The organism is Pseudomonas sp., from assembly GCF_051660785.1.
Lineage (GTDB): Bacteria > Pseudomonadota > Gammaproteobacteria > Pseudomonadales > Pseudomonadaceae > Aquipseudomonas.
On record NZ_JBOFQE010000085.1, the window covers coordinates 1 to 16782 of the forward strand.

The 16782-nt window shown below is 61.1% G+C and carries 12 protein-coding genes; 7 read left to right on the top strand and 5 right to left on the bottom strand.

Annotated features, from left to right (window positions below):
- Positions 1 to 211: 211 nt before the first annotated feature.
- The 3 genes from ribA to ACRC4F_RS22410 are packed head-to-tail and all read left to right on the top strand — an operon-like array spanning position 212 to position 2045.
- On the top strand, positions 212 to 829 hold the full coding sequence (gene ribA / locus ACRC4F_RS22400; RefSeq protein ID WP_438661313.1) for a GTP cyclohydrolase II: 618 nt from the start codon (positions 212 to 214) through the stop codon (positions 827 to 829).
- Positions 826 to 1245 carry an MFS transporter gene (locus ACRC4F_RS22405; protein ID WP_438661314.1) on the top strand — a complete coding sequence of 140 codons (420 nt, stop codon included), beginning with the start codon at positions 826 to 828 and terminating at the stop codon, positions 1243 to 1245. The genes ribA and ACRC4F_RS22405 overlap by 4 nt, the downstream gene beginning before the upstream one ends.
- Positions 1245 to 2045 (top strand): cobalamin-binding protein, encoded by an 801-nt coding sequence (locus ACRC4F_RS22410; RefSeq protein WP_438661315.1) that lies wholly within the window; start codon positions 1245 to 1247, stop codon positions 2043 to 2045. Before ACRC4F_RS22405 ends, ACRC4F_RS22410 begins: the two co-directional genes overlap by 1 nt.
- A gap of 150 nt (positions 2046 to 2195) precedes the next feature.
- Here ACRC4F_RS22410 and ACRC4F_RS22415 read toward each other — a convergent pair whose 3' ends face one another.
- The 5 genes from ACRC4F_RS22415 to ACRC4F_RS22435 all read right to left on the bottom strand — a co-directional run bounded on the left by ACRC4F_RS22415 (position 2196) and on the right by ACRC4F_RS22435 (position 8765).
- Positions 2196 to 4079: a TonB-dependent receptor domain-containing protein gene (locus ACRC4F_RS22415; protein WP_438661316.1), complete on the bottom strand. Its 1884-nt coding sequence runs from the start codon at positions 4077 to 4079 to the stop codon at positions 2196 to 2198.
- A gap of 163 nt (positions 4080 to 4242) precedes the next feature.
- Complete coding sequence (gene dxs / locus ACRC4F_RS22420) at positions 4243 to 6141, bottom strand: 1-deoxy-D-xylulose-5-phosphate synthase (protein WP_438661317.1); 1899 nt, start codon at positions 6139 to 6141, stop codon at positions 4243 to 4245.
- A 92-nt stretch (positions 6142 to 6233) separates the two neighbouring features.
- Entirely contained in the window at positions 6234 to 7121 is an 888-nt protein-coding gene (gene ispA / locus ACRC4F_RS22425) for a (2E,6E)-farnesyl diphosphate synthase (RefSeq protein ID WP_438661318.1), read from the bottom strand.
- On the bottom strand, positions 7118 to 7360 hold the full coding sequence (locus tag ACRC4F_RS22430) for an exodeoxyribonuclease VII small subunit (RefSeq protein ID WP_007894317.1): 243 nt from the start codon (positions 7358 to 7360) through the stop codon (positions 7118 to 7120). Before ACRC4F_RS22430 ends, ispA begins: the two co-directional genes overlap by 4 nt.
- A 259-nt stretch (positions 7361 to 7619) precedes the next feature.
- Entirely contained in the window at positions 7620 to 8765 is a 1146-nt protein-coding gene (locus ACRC4F_RS22435) for a Fic family protein (protein ID WP_438661382.1), read from the bottom strand.
- Positions 8766 to 9042: 277 nt separating this feature from the next.
- Here ACRC4F_RS22435 and ACRC4F_RS22440 point away from each other — a divergent pair, with 277 nt between their 5' ends.
- The 4 genes from ACRC4F_RS22440 to ACRC4F_RS22455 are packed head-to-tail and all read left to right on the top strand — an operon-like array spanning position 9043 to position 16781.
- Entirely contained in the window at positions 9043 to 9834 is a 792-nt protein-coding gene (locus ACRC4F_RS22440; RefSeq protein WP_438661319.1) for a YfaP family protein, read from the top strand.
- A 37-nt stretch (positions 9835 to 9871) separates the two neighbouring features.
- A complete protein-coding gene (locus ACRC4F_RS22445; RefSeq protein ID WP_438661320.1) occupies positions 9872 to 11584 on the top strand; it encodes a DUF2138 domain-containing protein in 1713 nt (570 codons plus the stop codon).
- A 32-nt stretch (positions 11585 to 11616) separates the two neighbouring features.
- Positions 11617 to 12219 (top strand): DUF1175 domain-containing protein, encoded by a 603-nt coding sequence (locus tag ACRC4F_RS22450; protein WP_438661383.1) that lies wholly within the window; start codon positions 11617 to 11619, stop codon positions 12217 to 12219.
- Positions 12216 to 16781 (top strand): alpha-2-macroglobulin family protein, encoded by a 4566-nt coding sequence (locus tag ACRC4F_RS22455; RefSeq protein WP_438661384.1) that lies wholly within the window; start codon positions 12216 to 12218, stop codon positions 16779 to 16781. The genes ACRC4F_RS22450 and ACRC4F_RS22455 overlap by 4 nt, the downstream gene beginning before the upstream one ends.
- Position 16782 lies beyond the last annotated feature (1 nt).

Sequence of the window (16782 nt, forward strand, 5' to 3'; positions counted from 1 at the left end):
AGCCTGCTCGCGATAGCGGTGTATCAGTCACCTTTTTGCTGGCTGACACACCGCTATCGCGAGCAGGCTCGCTCCCACAGGGGTAAGTGGTGGCCTGAGATCTAACTTTTTGATCGTTATGCCCCATAATTCAGCCTAAGCGTCAGCAGGAACCTGCTGTTACAATGCCGCCTCTGCGAATCTCCAGTACTTATTGATCAGGAGCACACCGGTGCCTGTCGTTTTTGTCGCCGCTTCCAAGCTGCCAACGCCTTTTGCGCAATTCACCATGCACGGCTTTCTCGATGAAGAAAGCGGACGCGAGCACGTGGTGCTGAGCCTGGGTGAGTTCGCCGACGGTGCCCCGGTACTCGGCCGGTTGCACTCCGAATGCCTGACCGGCGATGCCTTGTTCAGCCAGCGTTGCGACTGCGGTTCGCAACTCGAGGCCGCCTTGCAGGCCATCGCCCGCGAAGGCCGTGGCGTGCTGCTTTACCTGCGCCAAGAGGGCCGTGGTATTGGCCTGCTGAATAAGATCCGCGCCTATGAGTTGCAGGATGGCGGCGCCGACACCGTTGAAGCCAACGAGCGTCTGGGCTTTGCCGCCGACCAGCGTGACTACGCCATGTGCCTGCCGATGCTGGAACACCTCGGCGTGAAATCCCTGCGTCTGATGACCAACAATCCGCGCAAGGTCAAAGCCTTGACCGACATGGGCATCGTGGTCGCCGAGCGCGTGCCGCTGCATACCGGGCATAACCCGCACAACAAACTCTACCTGGCCACCAAGGCCAGCAAGCTCGACCACATGATGGGCAACGAGCATCAGGGCGAGGCAGACCGGGCGTGACGCGCGGTCAAGTACGGCGGCGATTGTCCTTCAACTGGTGGCAGTACCTGGCCTTGGCCCTGCTGCCGCTGTTCGTGATCAATGGCGTGTTCGGCCAGGGCGAAGCGATTTTGCCAGTGCTGGCGATGCCATTGTTCATTGCCGGTGTCGCCTCGATGTTTGTCAGCCTGAAGTTTTTCGGCGGCTACAAGCACGCGTTGATCGCCACCCAGAAAGCGCTCGACACTCCTGAAGAACCCGCTGCCTGGATCACCCTGGCCGCCAAACGCCGCACGGCGTTCCTGGCCGCTGCCCTGCCGGCCTGGATCGGCGCGCTGGCGGTGTTCGTGGGCCTTGAAGCGGTGCCGTTGGTGCTGCTGGCGCTGTCGACCACGGTGCTGTTCTACCTCTACCGTATTCCGCGTCAACTCGCCTGATGTTCCGCGTCTGGCTGGCGGTGATGCTGCTGGCCGGTAGCGGCATGGCCTCTGCTGTTGAACGCGTGGTCAGTCTCGCGCCTTCTCTCTCTGAAATCGTTGTCGAACTGGACTCGGCGGACCTTGTTGTCGGCGTGCTGGATGCCGGTGAGCGTCCTGCCGAACTCAAAGGGCTTCCATCGGTCGGCCGCTACGGCCAGTTGGACATGGAGCGGTTGCTCAGCCTCAAACCCGATTTGCTGCTGCTCTGGCCGGGCAGCGTTGGCCCGGCCCAGCGTGAGCAGCTCAAGCGATTGAACATCCCCACCTATGTCGCCGAACCTCACAACCTCGAACAACTGACCGCACAGATCGAAGCGATCGCCACGCAACTCGGCCGACCTGAGCGTGGTGTTTCATTGGCCGCGCAATTACGCCAGCGACTGGATGGGCTGCGCCAGCGCTATCGTCGGGATGAGCCGTTGCGGGTGTTTTATCAGGTCTGGGATCGTCCGCTGTACACCGTTGGCGGCGGGCAGATCATCAGTGATGCGCTCGAAGTGTGTGGAGCGCGCAATGTATTTGCCGACCTGACATTACCGGCGCCGCAGGTCAGTGTCGAGGTGGTGTTGCAACGTAATCCCGAAGTGATTCTGGCCAGTGATCAGGCACAGTTGGAGGCGTGGAAAGCGTGGCCGCAGGTGGCGGCGGTGGCGCAGGGGCGGTTGTTGTTGGTGACGGACAAGGGGCTGGAGAGGCCGAGTGGGCAGATGATCGAGGCGACGGCCAAGTTGTGCCAAGTCATCGCGCCGGACCACTAACCTGTGGCGAGGGGATTTATCCCCGTTGGGCTGCGAAGCAGCCCCGAATCCAGACACCAAGCTTTATCAGATACACCGCATCAACCGAATTACGACTGCTTCGCAGCCGAACGGGGATAAATCCCCTCGCCACAGGTGACCGAGCACCTCTTAGATCTCCGGTGTCCAGGTCACCCCAAACATCCAAGCCCGACCTTCCTCGCGATACCCGTACTGACTGCCGTCATAACTGTACAACGCCCGGCTGTACCCTTTGTCCAGCAAGTTATCAACCTTCAGCTCAAGCTTGATCTCGCGATTCAATTCCCAGCTGCTGCGTAACCCCAGCAGCGCATAACCACCCAACGGCTGCAGATTGTTCTCATCGTCATAGCTGCTGCTCACCGCTTGCCAACTGGCGCCGAGGCCGAGCCGATCGAACTGTCGATCGAGATCCATGCTCAAGGTCCGCCGCGCCCGACGCGCCAGGGTGTGGCCACTGTCGCGATCCCGTGGGTCGATGATCGCCACGCCCAGGTTGCTCTGCCAGCCGAACAGCTCCTGCTTCAGTGCTGCTTCGAACCCGTTGATCCGCGCCGAAGCCACGTTTTGCGGCCGTGAGTTGCTGCCGAAGATAATCGCGTCTTCGAGGTCCGTGCGGTATAGCGAAGCTTCGAGGCGGCTGGTATCGGTCAACTGACTGCGCCATTGCAGCTCGTAGCTTTTCGAGGTTTCAGGTTTCAGGTCGGGGTTGCTGAAATCCGGGTAGTACAAGTCATTGAAGGTCGGTGCGCGAAAGCCTTCGCTGTAAGTCAGCAACACGTCATTGTCCGGGTTCAGCGGCAGCGTAAAGGTGCCGCTCCAGCTGTTCTGGCCACCGAACTGCTGGTTCTGGTCCCGGCGCAAGCCCAGTTCCGTGGAGAAGCTGTCCGTTTGGTAGCGATGCTGGATAAACGCCGCACGGTTCCAGCGGCTGTCCTCGTCGAACGGGGTGCTGCTGTTGATCCGGTCTTCGTACCAGTCGCCGCCGAGAATCAGGCTGTTGCGCTCATTCAGCGTCAGGTCGTTCTGCCAGTTCACCGAGTCACGGTACGTATTGAACACGCTGCGTTCATCGCTGAGCTTGTCCAGGGTCTTCTCGCGGTTTTCGCTGTGACCGAATTCGACGCGGGTTTTCCAGAGGTCGTTGACCCGGGCATCGACGTAACTGCTGATGCTGCTCACGGCGAAGTCGCTGTAAGGCTGCTGCTGGAGCGATTGGAAGGTCGTCGTGTCGAAGCGACCGAACGGATTGTCGAACTCGCTTTTGCCACGGTTATCCAGCACGTTGGCGCCGATTTCGATGTCATCGGTGAGGGCGTGGCTCAGGCTCAGACTCACCGATTTATTGCGGTACTCATCGTGATCGCCATCGCTGGGATACGACTCGTGGGTGCGATTGATACCGGCGGTTTCATCGAGACTGGCACCGAGGTTGAAGCGGGTTTTCTCATCACCGCCGGACAATCCGAGGCTGCGCTCCCAGGTCTGGTTGCTGCCGAAGCCGACGTGCATGCGCGGTTGCAGGCTATGTTCGCCGCCGCGTCGGGTGAAAATCTGGATAACGCCGCCAATCGCATCACTGCCATAAATCACCGAACGGGAGCCGCGCAGCACTTCCACGCGCTCGACCTGTTCGATGTTGATGTGTTGCAGGTTGCTGTCGCCGGAGGTCGAGTTGCCGATGCGTTGACCGTCCACCAGCACCAGGCTCTGCGCAGACTTGGTCCCGCGAATGTAAATCCCCGGCAAACTGCCACGCCCGCCGGTTTGCCCGACCTGAACGCCGGGTACCCGACTCAGCAAGTCCGTGACGCTGCCCGGTTGCAGGCGGTCGATGTCTTCACGGGTGAAGACAGTGTTGGCGGCGCTGCTGTCGTTGCGTGCTTCGACCTGGCGGTTGGCGCTGATCAGCACTTCGGGGAGTTTCAAGGCTTGATCGCGTTCGAAGGTGTCAGCCAGGAGTTGGCCGGCTGGCAGCAGGGTCAGCGTCAGGGCAAGGGGGGAGAGTTTCATCGGCAGTCCGTAGGCGCTTCAAAGCGAACACAAATTTCGAAAGGCACAGAAAACCAATGTGGGAGCGAGCCTGCTCGCGATGAGGGTGTGTCAGTCAAAAAATGGGTGACTGTCAGACCGATATCGCGAGCAGGCTCGCTCCCACAAGGGGGTTTGCATTTATTCAGATGTTGAGCAGTGTCAGGCGCTCACGCACCGACGCTTCGATCCCTGCCTCATCCAGCCCACACTCGGCCAGCATCTGCGCAGGCTTCGCATGCTCGACGTAACTGTCCGGCAAGCCCAGATGCAGCATCGATTTGAGGATGTTTTCCCGCGCCAGGAACTCGCTGACCGCGCCACCGGCACCGCCCATGATCGCGTTCTCTTCGATGGTCACCAGCAATTCGTGGCTGCCAGCGATTTCGCGAACCAGTTCCTCATCCAGCGGTTTGACAAAACGCATGTCCACCACAGTCGCATCCAGCTTCTCGGCGACTTTCAGCGCCTCGGCCAGTTGCACGCCGAACACCAGCAGAGCGACTTTGCTGCCCTGGCGACGGACCACGCCTTTGCCGATTTCGATCGGTTGAAGGTCTTTCTCGATCGTTGCATTCGGGCCGCTGCCACGCGGATAACGCACCGCCGCCGGGCCGTTGAACAAGTGACCGGTGGTGAGCATTTTGCGCAGTTCGTTTTCGTCGCTCGGGGTCATCACCAGCATGCCGGGGATGCAACGCAGGAACGACAGATCGAAGCTGCCCGCGTGCGTCGGGCCGTCTTCGCCCACCAGACCGGCGCGGTCGATGGCGAACAGCACGTCAAGGTTTTGCACCGCGACGTCATGAATCAGTTGGTCGTAACCGCGTTGCAGGAACGTCGAGTAGATCGCCACCACCGGTTTTGCGCCTTCGCAGGCCATGCCGGCCGCCAGGGTCACGGCATGTTGCTCGGCAATCGCCACGTCGAAGTAGCGCAGCGGGAAACGCTCGCTGAACGCCACCAGGTCGGAGCCTTCTTTCATTGCCGGGGTGATGCCCACCAAGCGCGGATCGGACGCGGCCATGTCGCACAGCCATTCGCCGAACACGCCGGAATACTTCGGCCCACCGGATTTCTTCGGCGCAGCGGCCGGGGCATCGACGGGTTCGAGTTTAGTTATGGCGTGGTAACCGATCGGGTCGACTTCCGCCGGGGCGAAGCCTTTGCCTTTTTTGGTGACGACGTGCAGGAACTGCGGGCCTTTCAGATCGCGCATGTTGCGTAGAGTGGCGATCAGGGTCGGCAGGTCGTGGCCATCGATCGGGCCGATGTAGTTCCAGCCCAGCTCTTCGAACAGCGTGCCGGGAACCAGCATGCCTTTTGCGTATTCTTCGGTGCGACGGGCGATTTCCCAGGCGCCGGGCAGGCGCGACAGGACCTTTTTGCTGCCTTCGCGCATGCTCGCATAAGTGCGGCTGGAAAGAATCTTCGCCAGGTAATTCGACAAACCGCCGACGTTGCGCGAGATCGACATGTCGTTGTCGTTGAGGATCACCAGCATGTTGGCGTTCACTTCCGGCGCATGGTTCAGCGCCTCGAAGGCCATGCCCGCGGTCAGTGCGCCGTCGCCGATCACGGCGATGGCCTTGCGATCACTGTTCTGCAGACGGGCGGCAATCGCCATGCCCAGCGCTGCGCTGATCGAGGTGCTGGAGTGGCCGACGCCAAAGGTGTCGTACTCGCTCTCGGAACGACGCGGGAAGGCGGCGACGCCGTCCTTCTGGCGCAGGGTGCCCATGCGCTCGCGACGACCGGTGAGGATTTTGTGCGGATAGGCCTGATGACCCACGTCCCACACCAGCCGGTCGTCCGGGGTGTCGAAGACGTAATGCAACGCGATGGTCAGCTCAATGACGCCCAGGCCGGCACCGAAATGCCCGCCGGTCTGTCCGACCGTATAGAGCAATTCCAGGCGCAACTCATCGGCCAGGGTTTCCAGCTCGGCTTCGCCTAACCGGCGCAGGCCGTCCGGCGTGTTGGCACGGTCGAGCAGGGGCGTGGTCGGGCGCTTGCGGGGAATCTCATGAAACGTCGTGGGCATCAGGCGAATCGTTATAGGTATAAAAGATGCGGCAGTTTACCTGATGCATCGCCCCCTGCCCACGCGTTGCTTTTAACTTGGCGGATACGCCGTCAGCTGCGTCGTTCGACGATATAGCGGGCCAGATCGCGCAACGGCTCGGCAGCCGCGTCAAACGGTCGCAGCGCGTGCAGGGCCTGATCGCGCAGTTCCAGGGCGTAAGCCTTGGCCGCGTCGAGGCCGAGCAGGGCCGGGTAGGTCGGCTTGTCACGAGCTATGTCGGCGCCCTGGCGTTTGCCAAGGGTTTCGGTATCGCTCTCGACGTCGAGAATGTCGTCCTGCACCTGGAATGCGAGGCCGATGGCTTGTGCATAGGTCTGCAAGGACTTCAGCTCGTCCTTTTTGGCGCGGCCGCTGGCCAGGGCACCGAGTTTGACGCTGACTTCGATCAGCGCGCCGGTCTTGTGCCGGTGCATGGTTTCGAGGGCTTTTTGATCGAGCTTCAGACCGACCGAACCGAGGTCGATGGCTTGGCCGCCGACCATACCGGCCGGGCCTGCCGCCAACGCCAGGGCGCTGACCATTTGCAGGCGAATCTCTGCATCCGATGTGCTTAGGCGCGGGTCGAGCAGGGCGCTGAACGCCAGGCTCTGCAAGCCGTCACCGGCCAGAATCGCGCAGGCTTCATCGAATTTCTTGTGCGTAGTCGGCTGGCCGCGACGCAGATCGTCGTCGTCCATGGCCGGCAAATCGTCGTGCACCAGGGAATACGCGTGAATCAGCTCCACCGCGCAGGCCGCGCCGTTGGCTTGCTCAGCCTTGCCACCGAGCGCTTCGCACGCCGCGTAGGCCAGCAGCGGGCGCACCCGTTTGCCGCCATTCATCACGCTGTAGCGCATGGCTTCGTACAACCGCGCAAGCTCGGGGCTCGGCGGGTTGAACAGGGTTTCCAGCGCCGCGTTGACACGGGCCTGGCTGGTCGCCGAATACGCTGCAATCATTCTGGCTGATCCGCGTCGAAGGGTTCCTCGGCCAACTCGCCATCACGCTCGAGCAGCACTTGAACCTTTTGCTCGGCCTGGGCCAGCGCCGCCTGGCAATCGCGGGTCAGACCGATGCCTTGCTCGAAAGCCGTCAGCGAGTCTTCCAGCGACAATTCGCCGTTCTCCAGACGCTCCACCAGCGTTTGCAGGTCAGCGAGAGATTGTTCGAAATCCAGTGCAGCTTTTTTGCGGGCCATGGCGGCTATTTCCGGTTGACGTTAAACCGGCGCGACACTAGCAGACATGGGGGTTATGGGCAAATGAGCGCGGGGGTTTGAGCCTTGATCCCACGTTGAAAACAATCCCTGTGGCGAGGGAGCTTGCTCCCGCTGGGTCGCGCAGCGGCCCCAAAACCATTCACCCAGGTTTCCGGAATAGCGCATTCAGCAATTTTTACGACTGCTGCGCAGCCGAGCGGTAGCAAGCTCCCTCGCCACAGGGCAGGGTAGATCCTGATTAATCGGTGGAGGCATCGGGATAGCTGATCTGGTATCGAGTATTACGCCCAGCACCGGGCAGCCGCTTTAAATAGCCTTTTTCCAGCAGTTCGCTCAGATGACGAGTGGCAGTGGCCTTCGAAACCTTCGCCACGGCCTGATACTGCGCCGCACTGATGCCATTCTCGAATCCGCGTTCCCCGCCATCCAGCAAACGATTCAGTACTTTGGTTTGCTCCGCCGTCAACGTCGACGCCTGATGTGCCTGCCAGAAACGCGCCTTGCCGAGCACTGATTCGATACGCGCCATGGCCTGTTGCAAGCTGCGCGATAGAGTCTTCAGAAACCATTCCAGCCAATCAGTAATATCCGTCGTCGCCTTTTGGCTGGTTTCCAGTACCTGGTAGTAGCCAGAACGATCTTCAAGAATGCTCGCCGACATCGCATAGAAACGGATGGCCTGTGCCTCGCCCTGAGCCAGCGCCAGATCGGTGAGGGTGCGTGTCAGGCGGCCATTGCCATCGTCGAAGGGGTGCAAGGTGACGAACCAGAAGTGCGCAATGCCGGCCCGCAGCAATGGATCGAGCCCGTCTTGGCTTCGGCTAGCTTCAAACCAGGCAAGGAGCGTATCGAGTTGTTGCTCAAGGCCTGGGCGGGGCGGTGCTTCGAAGTGAACGGTCGGCCGGTCGAGGCGCCCTGACACCACCTGCATGGGTTCATCGCCGCGTAATGCGCCGACATGCATCGATCGGGCAGCGAGGTCAGTGTCCTGATCTGGAAACAGCCACTTGTGCCATTCCAGCAATCGCTCCGCGGTCAGTGGCTTCGCAAAGTGCTGAGTGGCGTCGAGCATCAATTGCGCAAGTCCTTCGCTGCGCTGGCTGACGTAATCGCCATCGATCTGTTGCAGCCCCAAACGCCTCGCCAGTGAAGAGCGGACCGAGCCAACATTCAGTTGTTCACCCTCGATAGCCGAAGACGTCACGATGTTCTGTAATAACGCATCCAGTTCGCTCTGCGCGCTGAGTGAGCTATTCACGGAACTGGCCATGCCCATCAGCCGACCTTGCGCCTGCACGCACTCGCGCAGCAGTGGTGTCAGACGCTCGGCTTGCCAGTTGAAATTCGGCCAGTCGGGCTGTTGCCAGATCCAGTGAGGTGCCATGAATTCAGGTGCTCCAAGGTCAATGAGCCGAATAATAGTCGTATTCGGCTCATTTTGTGAGCCGAATAACCTCGCTATTCGGCTCACGGACTCAAATGTGCGTGATTCCTACCGCAAATTAAGATGTATCTGATTGTTAAAAAACCGCCAAATGGCTAACCTTCGCGCCATCTACGACCCAGTAGTCACGGGTCTTTCTGACGAAACGCAGTGTTTGGATCTGTAACGCGCCGAGGATCGGGCGCAAGGTTTCGTTATGCATGGCAGGAGGCGTCACATGCGTTCATTTCTTCTAGTGCTGATGGCGTGGGTCTGCGCGACCGCTGCCTGGGCCGAGCCGACGGCTGAGCTGTCGGAGCCGGTCGGCGGCTGGCGCTACAACGGCCTGCTCGATCGCAGCGAATACCCTCAAGTTGCCTATCCGACACCGCCGATTGACCGGGGCGTGCAGCGCAATCGCACGATGATCCAGGGCCAGCTCAAGGCCATCGGCACGCAACGCGGGCCGCACACGCTGGCGGTCAACGGCAATCCCTTGAATCTGTACACCGACGACCAGGGGCGTTTCGCCCGGCCGTATGCGTTCGGCGCCGGGTCCAACAGCGTCGAAGTGCGCAGTGCCGAAGGCAAATCCCTCAAACGCGTTCAATTCTATGAAGCCAACAACCTGCGCACGCCGGCACGGATTCGTGTGGTGCTGGGGTGGGACGATCCGAAAGCCGAGCTCGATCTGCACATCGTGACCCCCGACGGCCAGCATGCATTCTGGGCTCGCCCGGCGATGAGCAACGGCGGCGGCCTGGACCCGGACGGTGTTGATGGCCCTGGCCCGGAAATGTTCACCATGACCGCACCGATGCATGGCACCTATCTGGTTTACGTGAACTATTGGGGCAACTTCGGCAGCGGCGGCTATAACTTCGATGAGACCAGCAACCAGAACGAGGTGATCACCTCGCAGATCAACCTGGTGCTCAACGAAAACACCGTCGACGAAAAACGCGAGACCTTCATCGTGCCCCTGCGCGCGATCGGTGACCTGCTGCTGGTCAAGACTTTCAACTATTAAGCATCCCGCTCCACGGATGACATCGGGTTTTGTGAACATGAGCGATAACACTGTTTCTCCGGCCGCCGAAACGCCTGCAGCCAAAACTCCTCGCCGCTGGCCGGCGGTGCTGGTCGGGCTGGTCCTGGTGGCCGGTGTCGCGGCCGGCCTGGGCTGGTTCATGCACAAACCCAAGGCGCCACCGGCGGAACTGGCCAGCGACAAATTGGGCATGAGCCGCCCGGACGGTCTGCTCGAAACCCATTCCCTGAGCCAGTTGCCCAAGGACTTGCTGGCCGTGCCGTTCCTCAAGGAAACCCTGACCGAAGATTTCGTCTTCTATTACGAAGCGCATGCCGATCGCCTCGGTTTGATCGGCAGTCTGCGGCGGATCATTTACGAGCATGACCTGAAATTGCAGGACAGCCTGATCGAGCAACTCTTCGATCAACCGGCGGATGTGGCGTTGTGGCGCGGGGCGGACGGTCGTCTGAAAGACTTTCTGTTGGTGATGGATCGCGGCGGCCTGGCCAAGGTGCTGGAGCCGCTGGCCAAAGTGGCGCTGGATGATTCGCAGCTGACACAACTCGGTGACATCAAGGTCGCCGGCGATACGGTGCCGCTGTATCAGCTCACCTACAACAACAGCAAAGCGCTGCTGTTTGCCTCTCATGGCGACAAGCTGGTGGTGCTGTCCAATCCTTCGAAATTGTACGACAACAGCAATGGCCCGATCGATGAGCCTGGGATGGTTTCGACTCAATCGCTGAAAGCGTTGCTCGGCGGTCAGAAACTCTTCCCTGAAGCCTTCGGCCTGCCACCGCGTGCACCCGAAGTTAAACAACGCCTCTCGGTCAACGCCAGCGTTCTGGCCATGGGTTATCAGCGTTTCATCCCGAACTTCGCCGGCCTGCGCTTCGACATGGGCGATAAGGGTTGGCACAGCTTCCTGGCCATGGACGAGCTGGAAAACCAGCCGGACTTCGATTTCAAACCGATCTGGCAAGCCATGCCGATGGGCGCCAGCGCTTGCGTGGCCTTGCCGCTCGCCGCCGAACAACAGAAACCGCTGCTGGTGAAACTCGGTGCGGATGAAACCGTGGCCCAGTCCCTGACCGAACACATGGCGGGTGCCGCCGGCCTGTGCTGGTACGCCGATTCGCGGCTGTACACGCCGCTGCTGGTGGCCAGCCTGAATGACGACGACAGCGCCAAACTCGACGGTGACCTGGGCACTCTGTTCGGCTCGATGGTCGGTGCCTACGAAGGCAACGTTGAAGAACACGCGTTCCCGGTAGTCGAGAAACAGGAAGGCCAGAGTCATCAGTGGCTGCGCCAGGTCAGCTCCAACTTCGGTCCTTATAAAGCCAAGGATGCCGAGAACCCAGACGCGATCACCGGCAAGGCGTTCATGAAGGTCAGCCTGGCGCGTCACGGTTCGACGCTGTTGTTCTCCCTCGACGACAAGCTCGTGGACAAGGCCCTCGGCACTCTCGACAAACGCTTCCCGCCGATGGCCGACGTGGTGCCAAAAGACTTGCTGATGCCGGTCTACTTCGGCCCGGATTCCATGGCGCAACTGATGCAACAGGAAACCCTCGACAGCCTGCCGCAGGACATGGAGCCGGTGTTCTACAACGCCGCGCAAACCTACCTGATCCCGAAACTGCGCAAGCTCGGCGGCTACGGCAAATATGCCCTGACCTTGCCCGAAGGCAGCGAGCCTGACGGCCATTGGCAGTGGCTGCCGCTGGAGTGGAAAGCCCTGTGACCGCACTCATCCGAGGCCTCGGCCTGCTGGCGATGTTGCTGGGCAGCCGCGCATTTGCCGGTGAAGCCGCGCCGCTGGATCCACAGCAATCCCAGGTGTTCCGCGCCTGGTTCGTGCGCATCGCCCAAGAGCAACTGACCCAAGGCCCGAGCCCGCGCTGGTATCAGCAGGACTGCGCCGGGCTGGTGCGTTTCGCCGCCAACGAAGCGCTGAAAGTCCATGACGACAAATGGCTGCGCAGCAATGGCCTGTCCAATCGCTACCTGCCGCCGGAGCTGCAACTGAGCGAAGCGCAACGCGGTCTCGCCCAGCAATGGCAGCAGGGCGGCGGCAAGGTCGGGCCGTACGTCAACGCGATCAAACTGATTCAGTTCAACAGTCATTTGATAGGCCGCGACGTGTCTCAAGCCCGCCCCGGCGACCTGATGTTTTTCGATCAGGGCGACGACCAGCACCTGATGATCTGGATGGGCCGCTACATCGCCTATCACACCGGCACCACCACCCCCACAGACAACGGCATGCGTTCCGCGAGCCTGCAGCAACTCATGACATGGAAGGACACCCGATGGATACCCGACGCAGCCAACCCCAACTTCATCGGCGTCTATCGACTGAACTTTCTCTCCCAATGATCGGTGCCCGCATGTTGCGTTTTCTGCCTTTGCTGTTGCTCCTGGTGCTGCCTGTTTCGGCGGTCAACGCCGAAGACACCGTCGAGCCGAGCGGCTACACGCCGGTGGCCGGTGAAAGCTTTTTCCTGCTGGCGGACAGCAGTTTCGCCAGCGACGAGCAGGCGATGGTGCGCCTCGAAGCGCCGGGCCGCGACTATCGCCGGTTCCGCATGGAGCCTTACGGTGGCGCCGACATTCGGGTGTATCGCATCGACAAGCCGCTGGATTTCCTCAAGCGCCAGAAGAACCTGCACCGCGTGGTCAGCGACGGCCAGTTCAAGGGCGAAGGCCTGTCGAATACCCTCGCGTACCTGTGGGACAACTGGTACCGAAAATCCCGTCGGGTGATGCAGCGGGCGTTTTCCTACGAGTCGCGTAAACAAGTCACCGAGGAAGTGCCGGAACTGAAGATGGGCAGCGCGATTGCCGCGCCAACGCCTTACGACGCACAGCCGCAATTCGCACTGATTCCGGGCCTGCCGGTGGTCAGCCAGTTCCGTTATCCGCTGTGGCAAGCCAAACCGATCCAACCGCCTACCGGTGTGAATCTGGCCGGTTCTTCCAGCGAATTCGTCAGCGTCGCGCCGGGCAACGTGTACATCCCGCTGGGCAATCTGAAACCGGGTCTGTATCTGGTGGAAGCGTTGATCGGCAAGTACCGCGCGACCACCATGGTCTTCGTCTCCAACACCGTGGCCGTGAGCAAGATTGCCGGTGATGAACTGCTGGTCTGGGCTGCGCGCAAACACGAAGGCAGTTCGGTGCCGAAGGTCAATGTGCTGTGGACCGATGGCCTCGGCGTGATGAGCAGCGGCGCCACCGATACCGATGGTTTGCTGCGCCTGAAACACGTCAGCCCGGAGCGTTCGTTCGTGATCGGCGAGGACGAAGAGGGCGGGGTGTTTGTCTCCGAGAACTTCTATTACGACAGCGAAATCTACGACACCAAACTCTATGCCTTCACCGACCGACCGCTGTATCGGCCGGGGGATTGGGTGTCGCTGAAGATCGTCGGTCGCGAGTTCAAGAACGCGCGCGATTCGGTACAGCCGACCGCTGCCGACGTCAACGTCACCGTGCTCGATGCCACCGGCACGGCGCTGCAATCGCTGGCGCTGAAACTCGACTCCAAGTCCGGCACCCAAGGTCGATTCCAGCTGCCGGACAACGCCGTGGCGGGCGGTTATGAACTGCGTTTCAGCTACAAGGATCAGGCCTACAGCAGCGCTTTCCGCGTCGCCGAATACATCAAGCCGCACTTCGAAATCTCGCTGAACCTGGCCAAGCAGGATTACCGCACCGGCGAACCGGTGAAGGGCAGCCTCGTGCTGCTGTACCCGGACGGCAAGCCGGTGGCGAATGCCAAATTGAGCCTGAGCCTGCGTGCCCAGCAACTGTCGATGGTCGACAACGAACTGCAATACCTCGGGCAATTCCCGGTGGAGCTGACCAGCACCGAACTCACCACGGACTCGAAGGGCAACGCGACCCTCGACCTGCCGGCCGCCGAGAAACCTAGCCGCTACATGCTCACCGTGTTTGCCAGCGATGGCGCGGCGTATCGGGTCAAGACCACCAAGGAAATCCTCATCGACCGTGGCGCCGCAAGTTTCCGCTTGAGCGCGCCGCAGCGTTTCAGTGCCGTGGGCGACAAGGCTGCGTTCAGCTATGCCAACGAAGGCGGCAGCGAGGAGAGCAAAGCGGTCACGCCGGGCAGCTACAGCTGGGTACGTCTGGAAGACCAGAGCACGGGTGAGGGCAAACTCGCCGCAACGGATAAAGGCTTCACGTTGGCCTTCGACCGTCCGGGAACCTACAACCTGACGTTGAAGGATGACCATGGTCGCGTTGTCGGCGCGACCGGCCATTCGGTGACCGGCGATGGGGTCAAAGCGGTGCCCGGCACCGTGGAAATCGTCCTCGACAAACCCGAGTACAAGGCAGGCGATGAAGCCCTCGCGCTGATCACTTTTCCTGAGCCAGTGAGCGATGCTCTGCTGTCGCTTGAGCGCGACAAAGTCGAGGCCACGGCGTTGCTGTCCAAGGGCGGCGACTGGCTGAAGATGGAAAAACTCAGCGACACCCAATACCGCGCGCGCATTCCGGTGAAGGACACTTTCGCGCCGAACCTGACCTTCTCCGTTCTGTACACCAAGGGCGGTCAGTACAGCTTCCAGAACGCCGGCATCAAGGTGATCGCGCCGCAAATCGACGTCGCCATTGCCACTGATAAAGAGGCGTATCTGCCGGGGGATACCGTGTCGGTCGACCTGAGCACCCAGTTCGCCGGCAAGCCGATTCCGGCGCACCTGACCGTCAGCGTGGTCGACGAAATGGTCTACGCGCTGCAACCGGAAGTCGCGCCGACCATCGACCAGTTCTTCTACCACCCGCGCCGCAACAACGTGCGCACCAGCGCCAGTCTGTCGTTCATCAGCTACGACGTTGCGTTGCCGGGCAGCCCCGGTGCACCGGGCAAAGCCAACCGCAGCGAGCGCGGTGTAAAAGTGCTGGAGCGTCCGCGTCGTGAAGACGTCGACACCGCCGCGTGGGAACCAGAGTTGATCACCGACGCCAACGGCAAAACCCGCTTCACCTTCAAGATGCCGGACTCGCTGACCCGCTGGCGCATCACGGCGCGAGCCATCGCCGATGACGGTCAGGTTGGGCAGAAGAAGCAATTCGTACGCTCGGAAAAACCGCTGTACCTGAAGTGGAGCGGTCCAACCAAATTCCGCAATGGCGACAAACCGGATCTGGGGGTGTTCGCCTTCAGTCAGGCCGAGAAACCGGTCAAGGCTGAACTGGTCATTCATTACGCTGGAACCGAACAACGTGTGCCGGTGACGCTGAACAACGGCATCAACTACATTGCGCTGCCGGCGTTCGCGCTGGCATCCGGCGAGTGGACCGCCGAACTGGTGCAGGACGGCAAAACAGCTGACGCGCTGGCCGTGCGCCTGACTGCGAGCGGCGAAGGCTGGCAGGTCACACAAAGCCAAAGCCTGGACGTTGCGAGCGGTGACACGTCGCTGGCGCTGCCGGCTGACGCGACGGATATTCGCCTGCGTCTGGATGACAGTCCGCAAGCGCTGTTCCGCTCTGCACTCGATGATTTGCTGAGCTATCCATACGGCGGCGTCGAACAAACCGCTAGCCGTTTGCTGCCATTGAGCATTGCGTATCCGACCTTGTCGTCGAACCCGCAGATCCGCGATCGCTTGCGCCTGATCATGCAAAACAGCCGTCTGCGTCTGGTGCAAATGGCCGGGCCGTCGGCGAGTTTCACTTGGTGGGGCATGGACGGCGAGCCGGATGCGTTCCTCACCGCCTACGCCTATTACGCCGACTGGCATGCCAGCAAAGCGCTGGAACTGAGCCTGCCGCCGGAGCATTGGCAGCGGGTGCTGGAGGTGTATTCGAAGCAGGCCAAGAACACACCGTTGTTGCAGCGGGCGCTGATTCTGTCGTTCGCCAAGCAGATGCAATTGCCGGTCAACACGTTGCTCAGTGGCTTGATGGATGACCTGGCGAAAGCAGGCGAGGGCAATGCTGCGAACCTGATGGAAGATGGCGAAGACAGCATTGTCATGAGCGATCCGGATTCGGCACTGGGGCTGGCGGCGGCGCGTGCGCTGACGGCTTCGCTGGCGCGTCAGTCCAAAGTGGCTTTGCCCGATGCATTCAATCGACAGCTGCCGGATGCGCAACAACGTCTGGCCGTCAGTTCTCAGCCCTTTGCCGAAGCCTTGAACCTGTCGTTGCAAACCTTCGATCAGGCTCGTGCGCAAGCGTTGTTGCAACGGTTGCTGCCGCAGCAATCGACCCTGGAACGCGCATTGGCGCTGACCTGGTTGCAGCGCAGCATCGAGCAAGCTTCGCCGACGATTGCACTGGCACCGGGCGAAGGCTGGAAGAAAGAACACGGTGCTACCGGCGAGATGTATTGGACGTGGCAGGGTGCCTCGCCTGTGCCGGCGGTGTTGTCGCTGACCGGGACGCAGGAACGTCCGTTGCGGGCAGCGTTGAGCTTCCAGACGAAGCAACCGCCGGTTGAGTCGATGGCGGTGACCATCACCCGTCGCCTGTCTCGATTGGTGCCGGGTGACGAAGCGTTCCAATTCAAGCTCGAAGCGGTGGGCAACAAACCGTTGTCCAGCGACGCCCTGTATCTGGACGAAGTGATCATCACCAGCAAAGCCGCCACGCCGTTGCGCTACGGGATGATCGAAGTGCCGCTGCCGCCGGGCGCCGATGTCGAGCGGACGACCTGGGGCATCAAGCTCATGGGCAAGGCCGGCACCGAACCGACCGCGCTGGAGAAAGCGCGTTTCGAACCTGGGCAAATGGCGTATGCGATTCCGGTCGATGCCTTGAGCGGCGAATTGCGCTTGCGCCACTTGGTGCGCTTCTCGCAGAAAGGCCAGTTCAACCTGCCGCCGGTGCGTTTCACTCAGGTCTACGCGCCGCAACATCAGGCCCAGGAACAGAAACCCGCTCTCGGTCAGGTCACGGTCAACTGAC